The organism is Pseudarthrobacter cellobiosi (assembly GCF_023913815.1).
GTDB lineage: Bacteria > Actinomycetota > Actinomycetes > Actinomycetales > Micrococcaceae > Arthrobacter > Arthrobacter cellobiosi.
In genome coordinates this window covers 475,169-498,830 of sequence record NZ_JAMXBK010000027.1, presented here as the reverse complement: position 1 = coordinate 498,830, position 23,662 = coordinate 475,169, and the positions used below count along the sequence as shown (strand labels likewise).

The 23,662-nt window shown below is 65.6% G+C and carries 21 protein-coding genes and 1 tRNA gene; 14 read left to right on the top strand and 8 right to left on the bottom strand.

The window, feature by feature from the left end; all coding sequences use genetic code 11:
- Nucleotides 1–3: 3 nt before the first annotated feature.
- From NG701_RS17895 to NG701_RS17875, 5 genes are all read left to right on the top strand, one after another.
- Nucleotides 4–1,113 (top strand): prephenate dehydrogenase, encoded by a 1,110-nt coding sequence (locus NG701_RS17895; RefSeq protein WP_252569369.1) that lies wholly within the window; start codon nt 4–6, stop codon nt 1,111–1,113.
- Nucleotides 1,113–1,826, top strand: a complete 714-nt coding sequence (gene cmk / locus NG701_RS17890) for a (d)CMP kinase (RefSeq protein ID WP_252569366.1) — start codon at nt 1,113–1,115, stop codon at nt 1,824–1,826. The genes NG701_RS17895 and cmk overlap by 1 nt, the downstream gene beginning before the upstream one ends.
- Nucleotides 1,827–1,857: 31 nt before the next feature.
- The gene (locus NG701_RS17885) at nt 1,858–2,538 is read left to right on the top strand and encodes a lysophospholipid acyltransferase family protein (protein WP_058932703.1); all 681 of its coding nucleotides are present in this window, start codon (nt 1,858–1,860) and stop codon (nt 2,536–2,538) included.
- Nucleotides 2,539–2,548: 10 nt separating this feature from the next.
- The gene (der, locus tag NG701_RS17880) at nt 2,549–4,099 is read left to right on the top strand and encodes a ribosome biogenesis GTPase Der (protein WP_252569363.1); all 1,551 of its coding nucleotides are present in this window, start codon (nt 2,549–2,551) and stop codon (nt 4,097–4,099) included.
- Nucleotides 4,100–4,247: 148 nt separating this feature from the next.
- Nucleotides 4,248–4,324, top strand: a tRNA-Pro gene (locus NG701_RS17875).
- A 78-nt stretch (nt 4,325–4,402) separates the two neighbouring features.
- On the opposite strand, the gene NG701_RS17870 is transcribed toward NG701_RS17875, so the two are convergent.
- A complete protein-coding gene (locus tag NG701_RS17870) occupies nt 4,403–5,272 on the bottom strand; it encodes an Fpg/Nei family DNA glycosylase (protein WP_252569360.1) in 870 nt (289 codons plus the stop codon).
- Between the two features lie 3 nt (nt 5,273–5,275).
- The gene (locus tag NG701_RS17865; protein ID WP_252569358.1) at nt 5,276–5,893 is read right to left on the bottom strand and encodes a hypothetical protein; all 618 of its coding nucleotides are present in this window, start codon (nt 5,891–5,893) and stop codon (nt 5,276–5,278) included.
- Nucleotides 5,894–6,011: 118 nt separating this feature from the next.
- On the opposite strand from NG701_RS17865, the gene gcvH reads away from it, so the two are divergent.
- From gcvH to NG701_RS17840, 5 genes are all read left to right on the top strand, one after another.
- Nucleotides 6,012–6,398: a glycine cleavage system protein GcvH gene (gcvH, locus tag NG701_RS17860; protein WP_056342321.1), complete on the top strand. Its 387-nt coding sequence runs from the start codon at nt 6,012–6,014 to the stop codon at nt 6,396–6,398.
- A 145-nt stretch (nt 6,399–6,543) separates the two neighbouring features.
- Nucleotides 6,544–7,020 (top strand): FHA domain-containing protein, encoded by a 477-nt coding sequence (locus NG701_RS17855; protein ID WP_252569356.1) that lies wholly within the window; start codon nt 6,544–6,546, stop codon nt 7,018–7,020.
- Nucleotides 7,021–7,043: 23 nt separating this feature from the next.
- On the top strand, nt 7,044–7,760 hold the full coding sequence (gene ftsR, locus NG701_RS17850; protein WP_252569480.1) for a transcriptional regulator FtsR: 717 nt from the start codon (nt 7,044–7,046) through the stop codon (nt 7,758–7,760).
- On the top strand, nt 7,760–8,263 hold the full coding sequence (locus NG701_RS17845; RefSeq protein ID WP_056342311.1) for a bifunctional nuclease family protein: 504 nt from the start codon (nt 7,760–7,762) through the stop codon (nt 8,261–8,263). Before ftsR ends, NG701_RS17845 begins: the two co-directional genes overlap by 1 nt.
- 237 nt (nt 8,264–8,500) lie before the next feature.
- On the top strand, nt 8,501–9,097 hold the full coding sequence (locus NG701_RS17840) for a MerR family transcriptional regulator (protein ID WP_252569354.1): 597 nt from the start codon (nt 8,501–8,503) through the stop codon (nt 9,095–9,097).
- A gap of 105 nt (nt 9,098–9,202) precedes the next feature.
- Here the strand turns inward: NG701_RS17840 and NG701_RS17835 are convergent, their stop codons facing one another.
- Complete coding sequence (locus NG701_RS17835) at nt 9,203–10,024, bottom strand: ParA family protein (protein ID WP_252569351.1); 822 nt, start codon at nt 10,022–10,024, stop codon at nt 9,203–9,205.
- A 301-nt stretch (nt 10,025–10,325) separates the two neighbouring features.
- Between NG701_RS17835 and NG701_RS17830 the strand changes: the two genes are divergently transcribed.
- The gene (locus NG701_RS17830; protein WP_252569348.1) at nt 10,326–13,727 is read left to right on the top strand and encodes a pyruvate carboxylase; all 3,402 of its coding nucleotides are present in this window, start codon (nt 10,326–10,328) and stop codon (nt 13,725–13,727) included.
- A 79-nt stretch (nt 13,728–13,806) separates the two neighbouring features.
- Here the strand turns inward: NG701_RS17830 and NG701_RS17825 are convergent, their stop codons facing one another.
- Complete coding sequence (locus NG701_RS17825; protein ID WP_252569346.1) at nt 13,807–15,615, bottom strand: AMP-dependent synthetase/ligase; 1,809 nt, start codon at nt 15,613–15,615, stop codon at nt 13,807–13,809.
- A 168-nt stretch (nt 15,616–15,783) separates the two neighbouring features.
- Between NG701_RS17825 and NG701_RS17820 the strand changes: the two genes are divergently transcribed.
- On the top strand, nt 15,784–16,872 hold the full coding sequence (locus tag NG701_RS17820) for an ROK family glucokinase (protein ID WP_252569344.1): 1,089 nt from the start codon (nt 15,784–15,786) through the stop codon (nt 16,870–16,872).
- Between the two features lie 10 nt (nt 16,873–16,882).
- Here the strand turns inward: NG701_RS17820 and NG701_RS17815 are convergent, their stop codons facing one another.
- Genes NG701_RS17815 through NG701_RS17805 form a run of 3 tightly spaced genes read right to left on the bottom strand, consistent with a single transcriptional unit; the run spans nt 16,883 to nt 19,135 of the window.
- Nucleotides 16,883–17,530 carry a hypothetical protein gene (locus tag NG701_RS17815; protein ID WP_252569341.1) on the bottom strand — a complete coding sequence of 216 codons (648 nt, stop codon included), beginning with the start codon at nt 17,528–17,530 and terminating at the stop codon, nt 16,883–16,885.
- Nucleotides 17,523–18,317, bottom strand: a complete 795-nt coding sequence (locus NG701_RS17810) for an alpha/beta hydrolase (protein WP_252569339.1) — start codon at nt 18,315–18,317, stop codon at nt 17,523–17,525. The genes NG701_RS17815 and NG701_RS17810 overlap by 8 nt, the downstream gene beginning before the upstream one ends.
- A complete protein-coding gene (locus tag NG701_RS17805; protein ID WP_252569337.1) occupies nt 18,314–19,135 on the bottom strand; it encodes an alpha/beta hydrolase in 822 nt (273 codons plus the stop codon). The genes NG701_RS17810 and NG701_RS17805 overlap by 4 nt, the downstream gene beginning before the upstream one ends.
- Before the next feature lie 111 nt (nt 19,136–19,246).
- On the opposite strand from NG701_RS17805, the gene NG701_RS17800 reads away from it, so the two are divergent.
- Nucleotides 19,247–20,026: a lysophospholipid acyltransferase family protein gene (locus NG701_RS17800; RefSeq protein ID WP_252569336.1), complete on the top strand. Its 780-nt coding sequence runs from the start codon at nt 19,247–19,249 to the stop codon at nt 20,024–20,026.
- A 71-nt stretch (nt 20,027–20,097) separates the two neighbouring features.
- Nucleotides 20,098–21,489 carry a class II 3-deoxy-7-phosphoheptulonate synthase gene (locus tag NG701_RS17795; RefSeq protein ID WP_252569334.1) on the top strand — a complete coding sequence of 464 codons (1,392 nt, stop codon included), beginning with the start codon at nt 20,098–20,100 and terminating at the stop codon, nt 21,487–21,489.
- Nucleotides 21,490–21,544: 55 nt separating this feature from the next.
- On the opposite strand, the gene pknB is transcribed toward NG701_RS17795, so the two are convergent.
- Nucleotides 21,545–23,617 (bottom strand): Stk1 family PASTA domain-containing Ser/Thr kinase, encoded by a 2,073-nt coding sequence (gene pknB / locus NG701_RS17790; protein ID WP_252569332.1) that lies wholly within the window; start codon nt 23,615–23,617, stop codon nt 21,545–21,547.
- Nucleotides 23,618–23,662 lie beyond the last annotated feature (45 nt).

Here is a 23,662-nt window from a genome sequence, read left to right as displayed (position 1 = left end):
GGCATGTCCGCATTTCGCTCCCGCGGGCGGGGACACCTCAACGGGCCGGTCGTGGTGATTGGCACCGGCCTGCTCGGTGCCAGCATCGGGCTGGGCCTGCGTGGGCGCGGCGTGCCCGTGTTCCTGTCTGACCCGTCGCCGACCAACCAGGCGGTGGCCGTCGACATCGGTGCCGGCCAGCCCCTGGTCCAGCTCGGGGACGAGGCGCCGGAGCTTGTGGTGGTGGCAGCACCGCCGGACGTGACTGCCGACGTCGTGGCCCGTGCGCTTGCTGACTACCCGGATTCCGCGGTGGTTGACATCGCCAGTGTCAAAGCCGCCATCCTGGCGGAGTTGGGCGGCCGCGGCGCGGACCTCACCCGCTATGTGGGCACCCACCCGATGGCAGGGCGCGAAAAGTCCGGGCCGGTTGCGGCCCGCGGCGAGCTCTTCACGTCCATGCCGTGGGTGGTTTGTCCGGGCCCGGAGTCATCCGCGGCTGCCGTGCAGACTGCGCGCTCCCTGGCATCGGACCTGGGAGCTGTGGTCTCCCAGTTCACTGCCGACGAACACGACGAAGCCGTGGCCTTGGTATCGCACCTGCCCCAGATCATGTCGTCCCTGCTGGCCAGCCGGCTGCAGGGGACGCCGCTTCACGCGCTGTCCCTCGCCGGCAACGGGCTGCGGGACGTCACGCGGATCGCCGCCAGCGATCCCACGCTGTGGGTCCAGATCCTGGGCGGCAACGCGGGGAAGGTCGTGGAGATCCTTTACGGAGTCCGCGAGGACCTGAACCGGCTCATCGGCACGCTCGAGGAACCGCTTGCGCCGGGCGCCAGGCTTGACCTGGCCCAGCTGATCAGCGAAGGCAATGCCGGGCAGGCCCGTATTCCGGGCAAGCATGGTGGCCCGCCGCAGGCCTACTCCTGGCTGACGGTCCTCGTGGATGACCGGCCGGGACAGATCGCGCAGCTCCTCACCGAAATCGGTGAGATCGGCGTGAACGTGGAGGACCTTCGGCTGGACCATTCATCGGGCCAGAACGTGGGCATGGTGGAACTGTCGGTGCTGCCGAACAAGCATGACCATCTGATCGAAGCACTCAACGACCGCGGATGGCGGGTATTGCAGTAATGACACAAGAACTTCTTGACACTCTTCCGGCCTTGCGCGTCGGCAGGCCCCTGGTGGTTGCCATCGACGGGCCGTCAGGCTCCGGCAAGTCCAGCGTGAGCAAGGAAGTGGCCCGCCGGCTGCACCTTGCTTACCTGGACACCGGTGCCATGTACCGGGCCCTGACCTGGTTCTGCGTCACCAGCGGAATTGACCTCAGCGACGCCGCCGCCGTAGAGCAGGCTTCCCGGGATCTGGTCCTGGAACTGAGCACCACGCCGCGGGAGGAATACGTCCGCGTGAACGGCGCCGACGTCACGGACGCCATTCGTGAACCGGCAATTTCTTCGGCGGTCAGTGCGGTGGCCACCACCCTTGGTGCCCGGACCGAACTGATCCGCCGGCAGCGTGAGCTCATTGAAAAGCACCACCGCCGCATCGTGGTGGAAGGCCGGGACATCACTACTGTCGTGGCCCCGGGTGCGGAAGTCCGCATGCTGCTGACTGCCAGTGAGGAGGCCCGGCTTCGCCGCCGCGGCATCCAGCTGGGCGGCACGCAGAATGCGGAGCAGCTCGCCGCCCAGGTCACCCAGCGCGACGCCAAGGATTCCACGGTGGTGAACTTCACCCAGGCTGCCGACGGTGTTGTCACCCTGGATTCTTCCGATCTGGACTTCGCCGAGACCGTGGACGCGGCGCTCGTGATCGTCACGAAGGTGCTTAACCGTGACTGACCGCGGCGTGCGGCTTCCCTCCGGCCTGACCATGACCTGGAGCCGACCCGTCGGCTGGCTCCTGGACCACGTGGTGTACCGGACATCCGTCACTGGCCGGGACAATGTGCCTACAGGCGGGCCGGTGATTTTTGCCGGCAACCACATCAGTTTCCTGGACGGGCCGGTGATGTTCGGCGCGTCGCCGCGTCCCATGCACATCCTGGTCAAGAAGGAGATGTTCAAGGGCTTGCTGGGTCGGGTCCTTCGGGCTTCCGGCCAGCTGCCGGTGGACCGCTCCGGGGACCGGGCTGCGCTGCTTTTGGGCAAGAACATGCTCGACGCCGGCCGCTGCATCGGGATTCTTCCGGAAGGTACGCGGGGGAGCGGCCAGGCAACAGACATCAACAACGGGGTGGCCTGGCTGGCGCTGAACTCGGGAGCCCCCGTGGTTCCCGTGGCGATCCTCGGCACCCGGACGGGCAACGAACACCTCGACACGGTACCCAGGCCGGGGCGGCGGTTCCACGTCAGCTTCGGCAACGCACTGACCCTCAGCCGCAACCCCGGCGAAACGGGCCGTGCTTCAATGGACAGGGCGGGAATGGAAATCCGCGCTGCGCTTGCTGGGCACGTCCAGGAGACCATCCAACACAGTGGGCAGCCTTTGCCCCACGCGGATTTCCGCACGAACTTCACAGCAGTAGCCGGGACGCCGGCAGATGACCACTAAGGAAAGTGCAATGAGCGATACGACTCAAACCTCCGGCCACTTCGGCGCCGGCGAAGACGAATACACGCCCACCGGCACGGACCAGGTGGCCGAGCGGCTGGCCGCCATGGACGACGACGAAGCGGAGATGCGTGCCGCATCGCTCCGCGCCGGCCTGGCCGACTACGAACTCGACGAGGAAGACGCCGCCCTTCTGAGCGGGGACTACGAGGACGAGGACTTTGACGGTCCGGTCAAGCTCGATCCCGTGCTTGCCATCATCGGCCGTCCCAACGTGGGTAAATCCACCCTTGTGAACCGCATCCTGGGCCGCCGCGAAGCCGTGGTCGAGGATACTCCCGGCGTGACGCGGGACCGGGTCATGTACTCGGCACATTGGAACGGGCGCAACTTCACCGTGGTGGACACCGGCGGCTGGGAGCACGATGCCCGCGGCATCCACGCCCGGGTGGCAGAACAGGCCGAAATGGCCGTGGAACTGGCTGACGCCGTGCTCTTCGTCGTCGACTCTGCGGTGGGCGCCACCGCAACGGACGAAGGCGTCATGAAGATGCTCCGCCGCAGCAAGAAGCCGGTCATCATGGTGGCCAACAAGGTGGACGACTTCGCCCAGGAGGCGGACTCCGCCAGCCTGTGGGGCCTCGGCTTCGGTGAACCCTACCCCGTCTCCGCCCTGCACGGGCGCGGCGTGGCCGACCTCCTGGACCACGTGATGGACACACTGCCGGAGTTCTCCACGATTGAGGGCCTGGAACGCTCGGGCGGCCCGCGCCGCATCGCACTGATCGGCCGCCCGAACGTGGGCAAGTCATCGCTGCTGAACAAGCTGGCAGGGTCCGAACGTGTCGTAGTGGACAACACCGCCGGCACCACGCGTGATCCGGTGGATGAGTTCATTGAACTCGGCGACCGCACCTGGCGCTTTGTGGACACGGCAGGCATCCGCCGCCGTCAGCACATGGCGCAGGGCGCCGACTACTACGCCTCCCTCCGGACGCAGGCCGCGCTCGAAAAGGCGGAGGTCGCCGTCGTTCTTCTCGCGGTGGATGAGGTCCTCAGCGAGCAGGACGTCCGCATCCTGCAGCTGGCCATCGAGTCCGGCCGCGCGCTGGTGCTGGCCTTCAACAAGTGGGACCTGCTCGACGACGAACGCCGCACCTACCTGGAGCGCGAAATCGAGCAGGACCTGGCCCACGTGGCCTGGGCGCCCCGGGTCAACATTTCCGCGCTGACCGGCTGGCACAAGGACCGCCTGGTTCCCGCCCTGGACCTGGCGCTGGAGAACTGGGACAGGCGCATCCCCACCGGCAAGCTCAATGCCTTCCTCGGTGAGCTTGTGGCGGCGCACCCGCACCCGGTCCGCGGCGGAAAGCAGCCGCGCATCCTGTACGGCACGCAGGCGTCCAGCCGGCCGCCGAAGTTTGTGCTGTTCACCACCGGATTCCTGGACCCGGGCTACCGCCGCTTCATCACCCGCAGGCTCCGCGAAACGTTCGGTTTTGAGGGCACGCCCATCGAGGTCAACATGCGCGTCCGTGAAAAGCGCGGCAAGAAGCGTTAATTAGGACACACGGGGGGGTGTGCAGGCGGCAAAGTGTCACTTGCACCCTCCGGGATCGTGTAAGCTTTTCAAGGTGGTTCGGCCGGACTGCTGAGTTGAAATCCTGGCTAACATCAGGAGTAAACGCAGCGGAGAACGGCGGAACTAACGGGCTGTAGCGCAGCTTGGTAGCGCACTTGACTGGGGGTCAAGGGGTCGCAGGTTCAAATCCTGTCAGCCCGACCAAAACAGAAGCGTCCCGGAGAATTTTCTCCGGGACGCTTCTGTTTTGTGCCGTCCTTTTCGGATGTTTAGCGGCCTGGCCTATTTCAGGAACTTCGATGTCCTGCGGTCCGCCAGGATCTTTCCCTTGGTCTGGCACGTGGGACAGTACTGCAAGGAAGTATCCGCGAAGGACACCTCCCGGACTGTGTCACCACACACCGGGCAAGCCTCGCCGGTGCGGGCATGGACCCGCATGTGGCTGCGTTTGACGTCCTTGAGCTCGCTTGGTGGCTTGCCCTCGGCTTCGGCCAGGGCTGTTCCGAGCACGCTGTGGATGGCGTCGTACAGCACCTGCACCATGCCGCGGTCCAAGGACTTGGCGGTGGCAAAGGGGGAGATCCTCGCAGCATGCAGGATCTCGTCGCTGTAGGCGTTCCCTATCCCCGCGATCACGCTCTGGCTCCGTAGGACGCCCTTGATCTGCTGGGAAGTGGAGCCGAGAATATCCGCCAGCATGTCGGCGTCGAACGCTGCGCTGAACGGGTCCGGCCCGAGCGCCGCGATGCCCGGCACGTCGTGGGGGTCGCGCACCACGTACACGGCAAGGCTCTTTTTGGTCCCCGCCTCGGTGAGATCCATGCCATGGGCACCGTCCGGCCCGGTGAACGCCAGCCGCATGGCGATGTGGCCCTTTCCCATCCGGAGCTGGGTGTCTGTGGGGGCGTCCGTGAAGCGGACCCAGCCCGCCCGGGCGAGGTGGAAGACAAACGACGGACCGTCGGTGTCAATGCTGACAAACTTTCCGAACCGCCGCACGCCTGCGACGGTGCAGTTCTCCAGCGCTGTGAACGGCGGATCCGCTGTCTTCAGAACGGCAAAAGAAACGATCTGGACCTTCCGCACCACCGCTCCGCGCAGGTGCTCGTCCAGGAAACCGGCCAGGCCTGCAACCTCGGGAAGCTCCGGCATGGTTTACCTGCGGTCAGCCTGGCTGTCGGTTGCGGACTGCGCCTCAGGGGCAGGTGAGCTGGCGGCGGAGTCCTTGGCTGCCTTCGCAGCCAGGGAACGCTCGGCATCTGCCTTCTTGAGCACCTTCATCTTCTTCCCGCGCTGCCGCCAGACCCTCCATAGGATCACGCCAACCACAAAAATGACGGCGGCTGCGATGGCTGAGATCTGTGTCCACAGCGGGAACCAGGTTGCCTCGGTGCCAAGGATCCGCTGTCCGTTGTGGGCGGCCTGCGAGCTGCCGAACATGATCCCGGCGGTCAGCAGATTAGGGGACGCGAGAGCCACAGCGGCGAGGACGATGGTCAGCTTCCAGGGCCAGTTCACGGATTTGCGCGTCGCCTGCCAGGCCACCAGGAGGGGGACGAACGTGAAAACGAACCCGTAAAACATCCCCACCAGGATGCCCGCCCCAAGATTGCCCTGGACCTGGTTGCGGATAACATTCGCCCACCAGACCGGGAGGATGGCCGCAAAGGCAAAGTAAGCGATAGCGAGGACCACCAACGCCACCACAACGAGGATGATCCGCGCAGCCCAGTTCGCCTTTTTCGCGGGCGATTCCTCTGAGTGTGTTCTCATGCGTCTCATCATGTCAGAATCCTCCTCGAACGCCCGTGGAGTTGTGCCTATACTTTCAGCGGCGGCTTGTTTTCCAGGCCCCGTTGACATTGGTGATTGACCCGATGAAAGGCCCCTGATGAGCAACATTCCCGAAGACCTGTCCTACACCGCCGAGCACGAGTGGGTATCCGCACCGAGCGCCGACGGCGTGGTCCGGGTGGGCATCACCGACTTCGCGCAGGACGCACTCGGAGATGTTGTCTATGCCCAGATGCCGGAAGCCGGCACCAAAGTCACCGCGAACGAAGTCGTGGGCGAGGTCGAATCCACCAAGAGCGTCAGCGATATCTACGCTCCGGTCAGCGGCGAAGTCGTGGCACGCAACGAATCCCTCGATACCGATTCGGCCTTGATCAACTCCGATCCGTACGGCGACGGCTGGCTGATCGAGATCCGGCTAGCAGAAGCGGACGCTGTGGAATCCTTGCTCAGTGCATCCGAGTACGAACAGCAGGTAGGCTGAAGCTAACGGGTTCATCCGGTCCGGCCAACGGGCGTCTTCGCACGTCAGTGGCCGGATCGGAGCCCGGCATCGGATCCGCGAGGCGGATCCGTCAGGGCAAAAGTTGATTGCAGGCGTGAGAGCTGCAGCGAAAGAGGAGGAATCCATGGTTGGCCACGAACAGGACCCTGCCGAAGGCGAGTACGGCACAGGTGCGGCCCGGGCTTCGGAGACCACCTCGATCCATCTCACCCCCGTCTCCGACGAGCCCACCATCGCCCCCATGCTGTCCACGGACGAGCGTTCATCCGTGGAGGCGCTGCCGGCCGGTTCCGCGCTCCTGGTGGCCCACAGCGGCCCGAACGCGGGTGCCCGCTTCCTGCTTGACACGGACACCACCACGGCCGGCCGTCATCCTGACGCCGACATCTTCCTGGATGACGTCACCGTCTCGCGGCGCCACGTCGAGTTCCGCCGCACGGCGCGGAGCTTTGAAGTGGTGGATACCGGCAGCCTCAACGGCACTTACGTCAACCACGACCGCGTGGACAGTGTTGAGCTAAAGTCCGGGAACGAAGTCCAGATCGGCAAGTTCCGACTCACCTTCTACCTGAGCCCTGCCCGCGCAGCAGGCCGCGCCTGATCTCGGGACACTTGCCCGTGGCAATGGCACAACCGGAACGCCGGGGGCCCCAAGTTCTGAACATCGGGGAAGTCCTCGCGCAACTTAGCGGCGACTTTCCGGGTATGACCGCGTCGAAAATCAGGTTCCTCGAGGAAAAGGGACTGATTAATCCGCGCCGCACTCCGGCCGGATACCGGCAGTACTCGGACAGTGACGTCGAACGTCTCCGTTTTGTGCTGGCGCTGCAGCGGGACCAGTACCTTCCACTGAAAGTCATCAAGGACTACCTTGATGCGATCGACAGGGGAGAGCGGCCCGAGAACCTGCCGCCCGGCGTCGTGGTTTCGCCGAGGATCGTTTCGGATGAATTGGCCGTAGAGCTTCAGAACCGCGGCCGGAAATTCAGCGAGGAACAGCTGCGGGCCGAGTCCGGCGCCAGCGTTCCGTTACTCCAATCGCTGCTGAGCTTCGGGCTGATCAGCCACAGCAACGGCAAGTTCGACGAGCACGCCCTCCAGGTGGCCCGTGCCTGCGTGCAACTGGAGAGCCACGGCCTTGAGCCGCGCCACCTGCGGCCGTTCCAGGCCGCCGCGGAACGTGAATTCGGACTCGTGGAGCGCGCAGTTGCGCCGCTCGCGTCCCGGCGCGATTCCGCGTCACAGGCGCGGGCTGCGGAAGCGGCCCGCGAAATCAGCGACCTCTGCCTGGTCCTGCACCGGGCACTGGTCCAGGACCGTATCTCACGTATGGACATCTGATGATCGAAGTGGAGATCGTAGGCGTTCGCATCGAACTGCCGTCCAACCAGCCGCTCGTGCTGCTGCGCGAGATCCACGGCGAACGTCACGTGCCCATCTGGATCGGGACTCCAGAGGCAAGTGCCATCGCCCTGGCCCAGCAAGGGGTAGTGCCTCCGCGCCCGATGACCCACGACCTCCTGGTGGACGTGGTGGAGTCCCTGGGCCATTCGGTTGTCAGCGTCAACATTGTGGCCGTTGAGGACAACATCTTTTATGGCCAGCTCCAGTTCGAGAACGGCACCACCGTCAGCTCGCGGGCATCGGACGCCCTCGCGATCGCATTGCGGGCCAAATGCCGCATCTGGTGTGCCGACTCGGTAATGGATGAAGCCGGAGTCCGTATTACCGAGCATGACGAGGGGGAGGACACTGACCCGGGCCCCACCGTGGACGAGGAGCGCGAACTGCGGCGCTTCCGTGAGTTCCTGGACGATGTGGAGCCCGAAGACTTCGACGGCTGAGGTCACGTTAAGGTTAAAGTTGAGCCTGAATGTTCCGACACGCCTGTGCCAAGCGGCCTAGATCTTTGACCTTGGGGCGCAGCGGGCCTAACGTCGAAGGTACAAGCTCCCATTGCTTACAGCAGCCGCGCAAGTCACACTGTAAAAGTACGACCCCCGCGAAATTACATGCATGGACTTCATGCGCGCACCGGCTGATGCAGTGGTCCCCGGGAGCTTATGACAAGGAGGATCCAGGTGAGTCCCAAAGGCGAAGCAGGCGGGCTGAAACAGCCCACAACGGCTGGTGTGGCTGTGCCCGCGAGCGGTGCCCAGGGCCTCCTGTTTACCGAAGACCTTCCCGTCCTGGATGAGGACGCCGGCTACCGCGGCCCCACGGCCTGCAAGGCGGCCGGCATCACGTATCGCCAACTGGACTACTGGGCACGCACCGGGCTGGTTGAGCCCGCAGTCCGCGGCGCCGCAGGCTCCGGCTCGCAGCGACTCTACGGCTTCCGGGACATTCTCGTCCTCAAGGTAGTCAAGCGGCTTCTGGACACCGGTGTTTCCCTTCAGCAGATCCGCACGGCAGTGGAACACCTGCGCGAACGCGGCGTGGAGGATCTGGCACAGATCACGCTCATGAGCGACGGCGCGAGCGTTTACGAATGCACCTCCGCAGACGAGGTCATCGATCTTGTCCAGGGTGGCCAAGGCGTTTTCGGCATCGCCGTGGGCCGGGTCTGGCGCGAAGTCGAGGGCAGCCTGGCTTCCCTGCCGAGCGAACACGCTGCCGAACAGTCCTTTCCCGACGACGAACTGAGCAAGCGGCGCACTGCCCGCAAGATCGGCTGACAACGGGCTGACACAACACCAACAAGAAGAGGCCATCCCCGGCGGGGTGGCCTCTTCTTTTTGTCCGCGGAACCCTTTGGCTGCAGCGGGGCTGCAGCCAAAGGGTTAACGCTGGGTTCGGTTTCGCAGGCCGTTTCCGGTCGCCAGGAGGTTGACAAGGAGGGCGTCGAACAACGCAGCGGATGTCTTCGCGGATTCGCCGGGCCAGTGGTGCACCGGGTGCGCCGCGCCCTGGATCTGTTGCCAGTTCGCCTGTTCAGGGATGCGCGGGCTCAGCAGCAGGTCACCGAACATCGATTCCATTTCCGCGAGCCGGTACGTGTGTTCGGAGGAGCCCGTGCGCACGCGGTTGGCCACGATGCCTGCGGGGGAAAGGTTCGGCGCGAATTCCTGCTTGAACAGCTGGATGGCCCGCATGGTCCGTTCCGTTCCTGCCACCGAGAAAAGTCCCGGCTCGGCCACGAGCGCCACCTTGTCACTCGCGGACCAGGCCATCCGGGTCAGCCCGTTCAGCGACGGCGGGCAGTCAATGAGGACCAGCTCGTAGCGGTCGGCGCCAGCCAGGACTGCGGAAAGTCTGCGAAGGTCCCGGCGGCCAAGGTCGGGGCGGTCGTAGATGCCGGTGTACGCCGAACCCACGGCGACGTCCAGGACGGCCGGTCCGGATCCGTTGGGATGCGCCCGTGCCGTCCAGGAGCTGCCCGCGACATTGTCTGCTAGCTTGGCCCGGCGGGGGCTCTTGAGCATCCTGCCGATGTCCAGCTGGTCGCCGGCCTGGACGCCCAAAGCAGTGGTCGCGTCCGCATGGGGATCGAGGTCCACCACCAGTGTGGGGATGCCCGCGGCAAGCGCCGCAGACGCCAATCCTGTGGTGACGGACGTCTTGCCGACTCCGCCCTTGAGGCTGCTGATGCTGACTACTTGCACTTGTGAGACCAAAACCTAACGCCGGCTGCCGTGTTGGGGGTAATGTTTGCTCCGGCACTGCCGAAGCCAGCGGCTCGAGCCGCCTTACTCATCATATGTGGCTGCGCCGGTGAATCCCGTCTTATGGGGACGCGGCATGGCACGGCGATGGTATGGGTGGCTGGTTCTGCCAGCCTCCGTCGATGCACGCGGGACATGACGGAAGCTTCTGTGACTGTGGCCACAACGATTTGTATTTCTAAGCGCGGGTCTTAGACACTGTGACCACTTACCGATACACCCGCAATGATGCAGGAGAATTATGTTTTCCAAGATTCTGGTGGCCAACCGCGGCGAAATCGCGATCAGGGCCTTCCGTGCCGGCTACGAGCTGGGCGCTAAGACCGTTGCTGTCTTCCCCAATGAGGACCGAAACTCGATCCACCGCCAGAAGGCCGATGAGGCATATCTGATCGGCGAAGTGGGGCATCCGGTCCGGGCCTACCTGGATGTTGCCGAAGTGGTCCGCGTCGCCAAGGAGTCGGGCGCCGACGCCATCTACCCCGGCTACGGCTTCCTTTCGGAAAACCCCGATCTGGCCCGCGCTGCGCAAGAAGCGGGCATCACCTTCGTTGGCCCGCCGGCTGAAGTGCTTGAGCTGGCCGGCAACAAGGTGGCAGCGCTTAAGGCTGCCCGTGAGGCCGGTGTTCCGGTCCTGAAATCGAGTGAACCCTCGAAGGACATGGATGAGCTGATCGCGGCAGCCGACGAGATCGGTTTCCCCATCTTCGCCAAGGCCGTCGCCGGCGGCGGCGGACGTGGCATGCGCCGCGTCGACACGAGGGAAGCCCTTCCCGAGGCCCTGCAGGCCGCCATGCGCGAAGCCGATGCGGCATTCGGTGACCCCACCATGTTCCTGGAGCAGGCCGTGCTCCGCCCGCGCCACATCGAGGTGCAGATCCTGGCCGACGCCGAGGGTAACGTCATCCACCTCTTCGAACGTGACTGCTCCATCCAGCGCCGTCACCAGAAGGTCATTGAGATCGCCCCCGCGCCCAACCTGGACGAAGGCATCCGCCAGGCTCTTTACCGTGACGCGGTGAAGTTCGCCAAGGCCCTGAACTATGTCAACGCCGGAACCGTAGAGTTCCTGGTGGACACCGTCGGCGAACGCGCCGGACAGCACGTCTTCATCGAAATGAACCCCCGCATCCAGGTCGAACACACCGTCACTGAGGAAGTGACGGACGTTGACCTGGTGCAGGCACAGCTTCGGATCGCTTCCGGCGAGACCCTCGCGGACCTTGGCCTCTCCCAGGAAACGGTCCAGCTTAAGGGCGCAGCGCTGCAGTGCCGCATCACCACCGAGGACCCGGCCAACGGGTTCCGGCCCGACGTCGGGAAGATCACCGGCTACCGCTCTGCCGGCGGCGCCGGTGTAAGGCTCGACGGCGGCACCGTGTACTCGGGTGCCGAAATCAGTCCTCACTTCGACTCCCTGCTCGTGAAGCTGAGCTGCCGCGGCCGCGACTACCCGGCCGCCGTGGCCCGGGCACGCCGGGCACTCGCGGAGTTCCGCATCCGGGGTGTGTCCACCAACATTTCCTTCCTCCAGGCCGTGCTCGACGATGCTGACTTCATCGCCGGCAACGTCGCCACCAACTTCATCGACGAGCGTCCCCAGCTGCTGAAGGCCCGGGTCTCCGCCGACCGCGGCACCAAGCTCCTGACCTGGCTGGCCGAAGTCACGGTCAACAAGCCCAACGGCGAGCTGACCGTGCACTCGGATCCGGCCGCCAAACTCCCGGCCGTTGGGGACCAGCAGGCAGCGCCGGGATCGCGCCAGCGCCTCCTGGAGCTTGGCCCCGAAGGCTTCGCCAAGGCCCTGCGTGAGCAGACCGCCGTGGCCGTCACCGACACCACCTTCCGCGACGCCCACCAGTCCCTGCTGGCCACCCGCGTGCGTACCCGCGACCTCGTGGCCGCCGGTCCCGCGGTCACAGCCCTCCTGCCGGAACTCCTGTCCGTTGAGGCCTGGGGCGGCGCCACCTACGATGTGGCCCTGCGCTTCCTCGGCGAGGACCCCTGGGACCGCCTGGCCGCCCTGCGTAAGGCGCTGCCCAACATCTGCCTGCAGATGTTGCTGCGTGGCCGGAACACGGTGGGCTACACGCCGTACCCGGAAGAGGTGACGGTGGCTTTCGTCAACGAGGCCGCTGCCACGGGTATCGACATTTTCCGCATCTTCGATGCCCTGAACGACGTGAACCAGATGGCCCCGGCCATCCGCGCCGTCCGTGCCACCGGCACCGCAGTAGCCGAGGTAGCACTGTGCTACACCGGCGACATGCTGAACCCGGACGAGAAGCTGTACACGCTGGACTACTACCTGGAACTGGCCCAGCGGATTGTGGACGCCGGCGCGCACATCCTGGCCATCAAGGACATGGCCGGACTGCTCCGCCCGGCAGCGGCCGCCAAGCTCGTGGCCGCACTGCGCGAACGCTTCGACCTCCCGGTCCACCTCCACACGCATGACACGGCAGGCGGCCAGCTGGCCACCCTGATGGCGGCAGTTGACGCCGGCGTGGACGCTGTTGACGTTGCCTCCGCCTCGCTGGCCGGGACCACCAGCCAGCCGTCCGCCTCCGCCCTGGTGGCGGCGCTGGCGCACACCCCGCGGGACACCGGCTTGAGCCTTGCCGCAGTCAGCTCCCTTGAGCCGTACTGGGAAGCCGTGCGCCGCGTCTACGCGCCGTTCGAATCAGGCCTGCCAGGCCCCACCGGCCGTGTCTACCAGCACGAAATCCCGGGCGGCCAGCTGTCCAACCTGCGCCAGCAGGCCATGGCGCTGGGTCTGGGGGAGCGCTTCGAGGCGATCGAGGACATGTACACCGCGGCGGACCGGATCCTGGGCCGCCTGGTGAAGGTCACGCCGTCGTCCAAGGTGGTGGGCGACCTCGCCCTGCACCTCGTGGGCCTCAACGCAGATCCGGCGGACTTCAACGAAAACCCTCAGAACTACGACATCCCGGACTCCGTCATCGGCTTCCTGTCCGGCGAACTCGGTGACCCGCCCGGAGGATGGCCGGAACCCTTCCGCACCAAGGCGCTCCAGGGCCGCAGCATCAAGGTCCGCGACGTTGACCTCAGCCCCGAGGACAGCGCCGCGCTCCAGGGCGATTCCAAGACCCGCCAGAGCACGCTGAACCGCCTGCTCTTCGAAGGCCCCACCAAGGATTACCTCAAGAGCGTCGAGACCTACGGCAACATTTCCGTCCTCGACACCCGCGACTACCTCTACGGCCTTCAGCGCGGCGCCGAGCACGAGATCCAGCTGGAGAAGGGTGTCCGGCTGATCGCCTCGCTGGAAGCTGTTTCCGAGCCCGACGAAAAGGGCATGCGGACGGTCATGTGCACCCTGAACGGCCAGTCCCGCCCCGTTGTGGTCCGTGACCGCTCCGTGGTGAGCAACGTCAAGGCCGCCGAGAAGGCAGACCCGGCCCAGCCGGGCCACGTCGCCGCGCCGTTCGCCGGCGCCGTCACCGTGACCGTCAAGGCCGGCGACACGGTCAACGCCGGTGACACGGTGGCCACCATCGAAGCGATGAAGATGGAAGCCTCCATTACGACGCCGGCGGCAGGCAAAGTCTCACGGCTCGCCATTTCAGCGGTGGAGCAGGTCCAGGGCGGGGACCTCCTGCTGGTCGTAGAGCAGGGCTAAGCAGTCCAGACAAAAGGAAGGGCCCTCCCGGCTTGGAAGATTGCTTCCGTCGGGAGGGCCCTTCGTTTTGCGTTGCCGCTTAGCCGCGCGGCGCGCCGTACATTTCCTCGATGACTGTCTCGAAGTCCTTCATCACCTGGGCCCGCTTCACCTTCATGGACGGCGTCAGATGGCCGGACGCTTCCGTGAAGTCCGAAGCGACGATCCGGAATGACTTGATGGCCTCCGCCTGCGACACCGAGGCGTTGGCCTGCGTGATGAGGTCCTGCACGGCGGCCTTGACCACCGGGTTCCCGACGGCTTCGTCGAGCGTGGTGGCGGCCGGCAGTCCGTGCCGCTGGAGCCAGCCCGGCAGGGCCTCCTGGTCCAGGGTCACCAACGCGCCGATGAACGGCCGGTTGTCGCCCACCACCAGGACCTGGGAGACCAGCGAATCCGCCCGGATCTGGTCCTCCAGCAGGGCCGGAACCACGTTCTTACCGCCGGCCGTGACAATGATTTCCTTCTTCCGGCCGGTGATCCACAGGAAGCCGCTATCGTCGAGCCGTCCGATGTCGCCGGTGCGGAACCAGCCATCGGCAAACGTATCCGCCATCAGGTCATCGCGCTTGTAGTAGCCGCGCATCACACAGACGCCCTTGGCCAGGATCTCGCCGTCTTCGGCGATCCTGACGGAGTTGCCCGGCAGGGGCTTGCCCACGGAACCGATCTTGATCAGGGCCGGCGTGTTGACGGAAATCGGGGCGGTGGTCTCGGTCAGGCCATACCCTTCAAGGATCTGCAGGCCGATGCCCTGGAAGAAGTGGCCCAGCCGTTCGCCGAGCGGACCGCCGCCGGACACAGCATGGGCCACGTTCCCGCCCATCGCAGCGCGCAGCTTGCCGTAAACGAGTTTGTCGAACACGGTGTGCTTGAGTTTCAGCCCCAGGCCAACGTGCCCGGCCTGGCGGGCTTTGGAGAACGCGATGGCGGTCTCCGTGGCCTTGTGGAAGATGGCCCCCTTGCCGCCGTCCTCTGCCTTTGTCAGGGCCGAGTTGTACACCTTTTCGAAGACGCGCGGCACGGCCAGGATGAACGTGGGCTGATAGCTCTGCAGGTCAGCCAGCAGGTTCTTGATGTCGGGGGTGTGCGCCACAGTGGCCCCGGCGGCCACGGCCAACACCGAAATGAACCGGGCAAAGACGTGCGCCAAAGGCAGGAACATGATGGTTTTGGCCTGCTCGTTAACCACGTCGCCAAGCAGTGCCAGGGCGTTGTCGGACAGCTCAACGAAGTTGCCGTGGGTCAGCTCGCAGCCCTTGGGTCGGCCGGTGGTGCCGGAGGTGTAGATCAGGGTAGCAACGTCACTGAGCCGCGCCGATGAGCGGCGGGCCTCAAGGTCGGCGTCGCTGACGTCCCGGCCGGCCTCACGGACGGCGTCCAGTCCGCCACCTTCGAGCTGCCAGACGTGCTGGAGGGCGGTGAGGCCTTCCGAGGTGGCCGCCTGCCGGATGATGTCCTCGTGGTGGGCGGCCTCGCCGAAGGCGGCCACTGCACCGGAGTCACCGAGGTTCCAGGCAACCTGCGACGGCGATGAGGTTTCGTAGATGGGCACTGAGACGGCGCCGGCGAACCAGATGGCGAAGTCGATGAGGGCCCACTCGTAGCGTGTGCGGGACATGATGCCCACCCGGTCGCCGGCTCCCACGCCGCTGGCCATCAGGCCCTTCGCAAGGGCTGAGACGTCCGCCAGGAAGTCTGTGGCGGTGACGTCCCGCCAGGCGCCTGCGGAGTCCAGCCGCGAGAAGAGCGCCGGGTTGCTGGGCTTGGCTGCCTGCCGAAGCACAAGATCGGTGATGTTGGTTTCCGGTGGGACAACAACCAGGGGCGGAACACTGAATTCGCGCACTATAGCTCCTTTGATATCCATAGACCCGCACAGGGTATGCCTAAAGACTAATACGCCTGCAACTTGGCCGTGCAGAAACAAACCTACTGGCCAGTAACATATGAGTCAAAGAGGAGTGGGGAAGCCATGGGCCCGGCCTCCGCCCGGCGCGCCCTAGAATGAAGCACTATGTACGAAACGCCCCCCGGCGAGCCAGCCGCCCCGCCCCGACGTCCGGCCCCCTGGCGACGGCGGCCGCTGGCCTTGAGGGCCCGGCCCCGGCAGGTGGAAACGTTCCGCGAGCACCTGCGGCTCGGGCGCAAGGGGCTGGCAATCGGCATCGATATCGGCGGCACCAAGGTCGCCGCCGGCGTGGTGGACGCCGACGGAAGGATCCTGAGCGAGGCCCGGCGGTCCACCCCCGGCAGCGACCCGCGTGCGGTAGAGCAGGTCATCGTAGAGCTCGTGGACGAACTCGGAGCCGGCCACAGGGTCTGGTCAGTAGGCATCGGTGCGGCCGGTTGGATGGATCTGGACGGCGGAACCGTGCTTTTCAGTCCGCACCTCGCCTGGCGCAACGAGCCGTTGCGCGCAAACCTGCAGCGACTGCTGCGCCGGCCTGTGCTGCTGACGAACGACGCCGACGCCGCGGCCTGGGCGGAATGGCGATTTGGTGCGGGGCAGGGCGAGGACAGGCTGGTGTGCATCACCCTCGGTACCGGCATCGGCGGTGCCATGGTGATGGACGGCCGGGTGGAGCGCGGCCGGTTTGGTGTAGCCGGCGAATTCGGCCACCAGATCATCATGCCCGGCGGGCAGCGTTGCGAGTGCGGCAACCGGGGCTGCTGGGAGCAGTACGCGTCAGGCAACGCCCTGGGCCGGGAAGCGAGGATTCTGGCGCGCGCCAATTCGCCAGTTGCCCAGGAACTGCTGGCAACCGTCGGCGGCGACGTGGAGCAGATCACCGGGGCGATTGTTACCGAGCTGGCACTCGCCGGCGATGCGGCCTGCCGCGAACTCCTGGATGAAGTGGGCGAATGGCTGGGCCTGGGATTGGCGAACCTGGCGGCCTCGTTGGATCCGGGGCTGTTTGTGATCGGCGGGGGACTCTGCTCGGCAGGGGACCTGCTGGTGGAGCCTGCCCGTAAAGCATTCGCGCGGAACCTTACCGGCCGCGGCTTCCGTCCGGCGGCCGGCATCGAGCTGGCAGCGCTCGGACCTAACGCGGGGCTCATCGGGGCAGCTGACCTGTCCCGCGTCAGCAGCCGCATGCGGTGACGGACGCTCCTCAGACGCGGGCGCCGTCGTCGTTCTCGTCTTTTTCCTGGGGCAGCTTCATGATGAGGTAAACCACGGCAAGGATGAACACCGCCACCATGCCCACAATCGCCAGCAGCGGCGCGGACCGCCAGAACATGACGGCCAGCAGCAAGGCAATGGGCGCACCAATTGCGCCCAGCCAGGCAAGCATGGTCAGGGGATCCGTCCCGGCAAGGCTTGGCGGTTCTTCCGGAACGAAGTCCCCGGCGTCGTCCTCCACGGCATAGTCACGCGGGCCGAAGGCGGCGGTGCCGCCCTGGCCGTAACCGCCGGTCCCCTCGCCGGCGTCGACCTGCCCGCCGTCACCGGCGCCCGGCGTCGCCGCCTGCCGTTCGGCTGCGGACAGTTCGGTGGGGGCTGTTCCCGCCAGACCCAGCGGATCAAAGTCGCGGAACGTCGCGGACCGGCCGGACCCGGCCACGGCCTCCGGGCCGGCCGGACCAGGAGTTTCAGGGTCAATGCCCGTGGCGTCAGGGCCTGGGGAGGCGGCGATGCCAGGGTCCGCTGTGCCGGTAGGGGTGGCAGGTTTCTCTTCGAGCCGTGCCACAAGGTCCAGCCACACAGCATCGTCCTGGTTTGCGCTCTGGTCCGGTGAGCCGGAGTCGGGCCTATTCATGGGCGGTGCCCTCCTGGACCTGGGCTGCTGCCGTGCCGGCAACCACCGCCCGGATGAAGTCGGCGGACCCTCGGAAGATCTCCTCGGCGTCGTTATCCAGTGTTGCCACGTGGTAGCTGTTCTCCAGGGTGGTCAGTGTCAGCGGGGCGTTGGTCAGGCCGCGGCGCAGCGCTGCCACACTCGTGTCTGAAACCACGTGGTCCACGGTGGACCGGAAGACCCGTACAGGCGCGGTGATGCGAGGGAGTAGCCGGGTGGTGTCTTTGAACAGCTTGTTCAGCTCATGGGCCGCAGCTACGGGCGTTCGCGGGTAGGCGCCCTCGTCCATCCCGGGCTTGAGGATATCGTTGGCAATGGCCGGGGTGCTCTTCAGGACCAGTTTCAGGATGCCGGCCAGTGGAGCGCGGGGATCATCGATCACCAGTCCGGGGTTCACCACGATCACCCCGGCGACGGGCCGGGTGGCGGCAATTCTCAGGGCCAGGGCACCGCCCATGCTCAGCCCGGCGACGAAGACGTGGTCGCAGTGGGAGTCCAGCTCCAGGTAGGCGTCGTCCAGGGCGCCGTGCCACTGCGGCCAGCGCGTGCGCGCAAGGTCCTGCCAACTGGTGCCGTGCCCGGGCAGCAGCGGCATGCGTACGGCGAAGCCGGCGTCGGCGAGCGACTGGGCCCACGCGCGCAGCCCGTGCGGACTGCCCGTGAATCCGTGTGAGAGGACCACCCCGATCCGGGCTCCGTCGCCGTTGACGGTGCTGCTGAAAGGGCTGTGGTCCGGTACGCCGGTCATGAAGTCTCCGAGGTGGTGTGAGGTGGGGCCGCAGTTCGGGCTGACGGTGCAGTGCTGGGTGTATGGGCAAGGAAGAAGGCGCTGGAACGGGCAAAAATCTCGGGCGCATCAACATCCAGGGTGGCCACGTGACCGCTGTTGTGCAGGTTCACTACCTCCACCAGCCGTGGGCCCAAACGCTGCCGCAACATCAGGAGTGAGGTGGCCGGCACAACGACGTCCGACTGGGATTTGAACACCTGCACCGGGGCGGTGACCCGGTGTAGCCCGCGGGTGGCTATGCCGAAAAGTTTCTTGAGCTCGTGCACTGCTGCCAACGGAGTCCGCGAATAGTCGCCGTCATTGGTGACTCCCGCCGTCGGCTGTTCCTCCTGGATGGGCAGCGTGGTGCGCTGGAAATACTTGAGCACTCCGATGACCCGCACGCGGCGGTCGTAGAAGCTGAGGCCGGGATTCACCAAAGAGACGCCAGCCACGGGATGCCTGCCGGCAGTCAGCAGCGCAATGGCGCCGCCCATCGAGAGGCCGGCCACAAAACACTGCTCTGTCCGGGCGCTCAGCTCCAGATACGCCGATTCGAAAGTCCCGTACCAGTCACGCCAGTTCGAGCGGGCGAGCTGCCGCCAATCCGTACCGTGGCCGGGCAGGAGCGGCACCGACACGGCGAATCCTTGGGCGGCGAGGTCCTCTGCCCAGGGCAGGACGCTGAGCGGGCTGCCGGTGAAGCCATGGCAGATGGCAATCCCGGTAGTGGCATTGGGTCCGTGGCCGGGGTAGCTGAAAGCGGCAGGCCGCGGCGCGATGCTGCTTTCTGTCATAACACCATCGTGTCATTGTTCTCGACAAATCTCACTAGAGTAGGGTTGCACTGGAGTGCCCGCCCAGCCCGACGAAGGGCCGGCTGGCCGGCTTCCGGAGAGGTTCGTCACGTGTTCTATTGGGTCATGAAGAGGATCTTCCTGGGGCCGGTGCTGCGGCTTCTTTTCCGCCCCTGGGTCAAGGGCCTGGACAATGTTCCGGCGCAGGGCGCGGCAATTATCGCCTCAAACCATCTGTCTTTCTCCGACTCCATCTTTATGCCGCTGATGGTCCGCAGGCCGGTTGTTTTCCTGGCCAAGTCCGAGTACTTCACCGGCACCGGAATCAAAGGCAGGCTGACGGCCATGTTCTTCAGGCTCACTAACCAGCTGCCCATGGATAGGTCAGGCGGGGCGGCATCGGCTGTTTCGCTCAACGCCGGCATGGATGTCCTGACAAGCGGAGGACTGCTGGGCATCTACCCTGAAGGGACCCGCAGCCCCGACGCTCGCCTCTACCGGGGCAAAGTGGGCGTCGCCAGGCTGGCCCTGCAGGCCGGTGTGCCCGTGATTCCAGTGGCCATGATCGGCACGGACAAGGTTCAGCCTATCGGCAAGCGGATGCCGAATATCCGGCGCATCGGCATGATTTTCGGTGCGCCCTTGGATTTCAGCCAGTACGCAGACCAGGCGGAGGACCGGCTGGTCCAGCGCAAGGTCACCGACGAAATCATGTTTGAGCTGATGCGGCTCTCCGGCCAGGAGTACGTGGACGAGTACGCTGCCGTGGTGAAGCTCCGCCTTACGAGCGCAGCAGCCACCGAGGCTGGGGGCGCCACCGCGAAACGCGCCGATCCTGACGGCGGCGCTGAGGGCACTGATTCCGACGGCAAGGACCCGGCAGCGGGCTGACTGTGACGCCGCTCTCGGTACGCGTGACGGTCAGGTGTCCTGAAGCCAGCCGCGCACATTAGTCTTAGATAGTGACTGAGCTATCTGCAAAACCTGCCTTTTCGCTGTCCAGCACCGCCCAGAGCGGAGCAGCCAATTATCCTGGCCTTGATGATTGGCGTGACCTTCCCGTTTCCCAGCAGCCCAGCTGGCAGGACCAGGACGTTTTCGACGCATCTGTCGGGGAACTTTCCGTGCTCCCGCCGCTGGTTTTCGCCGGCGAAGTGGACGTTCTCCGTGAACGGCTGGCTGCTGCGGCGGATGGCAAAGCCTTCCTGCTGCAAGGTGGCGACTGTGCTGAGACCTTTGAAGCCGCAACGGCGGATAAGATCAGCGCCCGGGTCAAGACCATCCTCCAGATGGCAGTGGTGCTCACTTACGGTGCAGCGATGCCAGTCATCAAGATGGGCCGGATGGCCGGCCAGTTCGCCAAGCCCCGCTCTTCCAACGACGAGACCCGCGACGGCGTGACCCTCCCGGCGTACCGCGGCGACATTGTCAACGGCTACGAGTTCACTCCCGAGTCCCGTGGCCATGACGCCGCCCGGATGCTCAAGGCCTACCACACGTCCGCCTCCACCCTGAACCTCATAAGGGCCTTCACACAGGGCGGCTTCGCGGACTTGCGCTCCGTGCACCAGTGGAACAAGGGCTTCACCGAAAACCCGGCGCACGCCCGTTACGAATCCCTGGCCCGTGACATCGACCGCGCCATCAAGTTCATGGCGTCCTGCGGCGCTGATTTCGAAGCGCTCAAGCGGGTGGAATTCTTCGCCAGCCACGAGGCCCTGCTGCTGGACTACGAGCGTGCACTGACCCGCATCGATTCGCGGACCGGTTTCCCGTACGACACCTCGGCGCACTTCCTGTGGATCGGGGAGCGTACGCGCGAACTTGACCACGCGCACGTTGACTTCCTCTCACGCGTCCGGAACCCCATTGGCGTGAAGCTGGGCCCGTCGACAACCGGCGACGACGCCCTCCGCCTCATCGACAAGCTGGATCCCGAGCGGGAGCCGGGCAGGCTGACGTTCATCACGCGTATGGGCGCGGGCAATATCCGCGAGAAGCTTCCCGCCATTGTGGAGAAGGTGACTGCCTCCGGCGCAAAGGTTCTCTGGGTCACCGATCCGATGCACGGCAACACCGTCACCTCGCCCAACGGCTACAAGACCCGGAACTTCGACGACGTCATTGACGAAGTACGCGGGTTCTTCGAAGTCCACCAGGCCCTGGGCACGGTTCCCGGTGGCCTTCACGTGGAGATGACCGGTGACGACGTCGCCGAATGCCTGGGCGGTGCCGATCCTGTGGACCAGGAAGCGTTCCTCGACAAGTACGAGTCGGTCTGCGATCCGCGCCTGAACCACATGCAGTCCCTGGAAATGGCGTTCCTGGTGGCCGGAGCACTGGCCAAGCACTGACCGCTCTACGCGGAGTCGGACTTCCGCGGCGGTGGTGTGGCCGGCAGTCCGCCGGCTACACCACCGTGAGGGTAACGACGGAGCCTTCAGGCACCTTCTTCTTCACCGGGTCCTGATCCCGTACCGTGCCGAAGAAGCCGCCGAGGATATTGTTCACCCGTACCTCGAAGCCCAGCGCACGCAGCGCTTCTTCGGCTTCTTTGGCTTGTTTGCCGATGAAGCTGGGGACTTCAACGAGCTTGGGTCCGTCGGAAATGGTCAGCGTCACCGTGCCGCCCTTGGTCAGGGTGCCTGTCGCGGGCGACTGCGCGGCAACTGACCCCTTGGGCACCTTGGGATCGTTGACTTTGTCCTTCGCGATATCAGCCTTGAGGCCGGCCGCCTCAATGGCGTCGACGGCGGCGTCCTCCGCCAGTCCCACCACTGACGGAGCCGGGATCGGCTGCGGCCCCTTGGAGACCAGGAGATTCACCGGTGTGCCGTGGCGTGCGGGAGTCGCGGCGGCCGGGTCTTGGGAGAGCACAACTCCGGCGGCAACGGCGTCGTCAAATTGTTCAGTGACGGTACCCAGTGCCATTTCGGCCTGGTTCAGTGCATTTTTCGCATCGTCGAGCGTTCCGCCGGTCAGTTTCGGGAGTTCGAACAGTTGCGGGCCCTTGGAAACAAACAGGGACACGAGCTGGAACTTCCTGGTCTCGGTGCCGGCAGTCGGGTCGGAGCCCACTACGAGGCCGGAGGGAACGTCGTCGTCAAAGACATCGTTGGTACGCGACTGGAACCCCGCCTCGCTCAACAGTTGCTGGGCCTGGGCCACCGGCTTGTTGGCGACCGCCGGAATGGTGCCCGGCGACCCGGGACCCATGCCGAAGAACCAGCCGGCTCCCGTGGCAAGCAACGCGATGATGACCAGGACCACCACCCAGAGGGCGCCGCGGCGCCGCGGGTTCCCCTCCCGCAGGCTCCGGACCGGTGTCGCCGCAGCCCGGGACCTTGCCTTCTCGTCCTCCCTGTCGAGCTTGCGGCGGGCGCGTTTGCTGAGGGGTATCGCTGCCGGGACGGCGTCCTGAGCATATGGCCTGTAGTGCGCTTCCGGCCGGAACTGTTCGCCTGGCCGGTAGTCGGCGTCGGGCGGATACAGGGCATGCGGAGCGTGCGGTGGGTGCGGTGGCTGCGGCCGGGAGAAGGACGACATCACGGCGGTGGGGTTGTTGGTGCGGGCGATGATCTCGGTGGGGTTCTGCTGCCCTGCCGGGGCCGCGGCAGGCGGCCTGAGGTCCAGCTCGGCGTCCGTGAGGTTGGTCCGGATGTGGCGCAGTTCCTGCAGCAGGGCGTTGCCGTCCACCGGGCGGTTCTCGGGATCGTTTGCGGTGCACCACTGGACGAGTTCATCGACCTCGGCGGCGAGGCCAGGCACCAAGGCCGACGGCGGACCGACCGATTCATTCACGTGCTTGTACGCAACCTGGATGGGGACCTCTCCGTCGTACGGCTGCTGGCCGGTCAGCATCTCATAGAGCATGATGCCCACCGAATAGATATCACTTCGGGTGTCAGCCTGCTTTCCCAGCACAAGCTCGGGGGAAAGGTATCCCACCGTACCGATCAGCGTCCCGGTGCTCGTGGACGTCGTTACCGCACGGGCCAGTCCAAAGTCGCCGATCTTGATCCGGCCGTCGTCGGCGATCAGGACGTTCTCCGGTTTCACGTCCCGGTGGATCAGCCCCGCGGCATGGGCCGCGCCGAGGCCCTGCACTACCGGATCAATCAGGGCTAGGGCCAGGCGGGGAGGCAGCGCACCTTTGGATCTGATGACGTCCCGGAGGGTGTGACCCTTGATGTGTTCCATCACCAGATAGGCCGTCTGGCCGTCGTTACCCTGGTCCAGGACCCCCACAACGTGGGCGTGGGACAGCTTCGCGGCGGCTTTCGCCTCGCGGCCCAGCCTGTCCAGGAACGTCTCGTCGGTGGCGAGATGGGGATGGAGGACCTTGAGGGCAACATCGCGCTCCAGCCGGAGATCGGTTGCCAGATATACGGTGGACATGCCGCCGCGCGCGAGTTTGGAGCGAACGGCGTAGCGGTTGTCCACCAGCGTTCCAACGAGACGGTCTGACACTTGTTCCTGCACCCTACGATCCTAATCCCGCATGGAAAAGGGTCCGAACCGACGTGC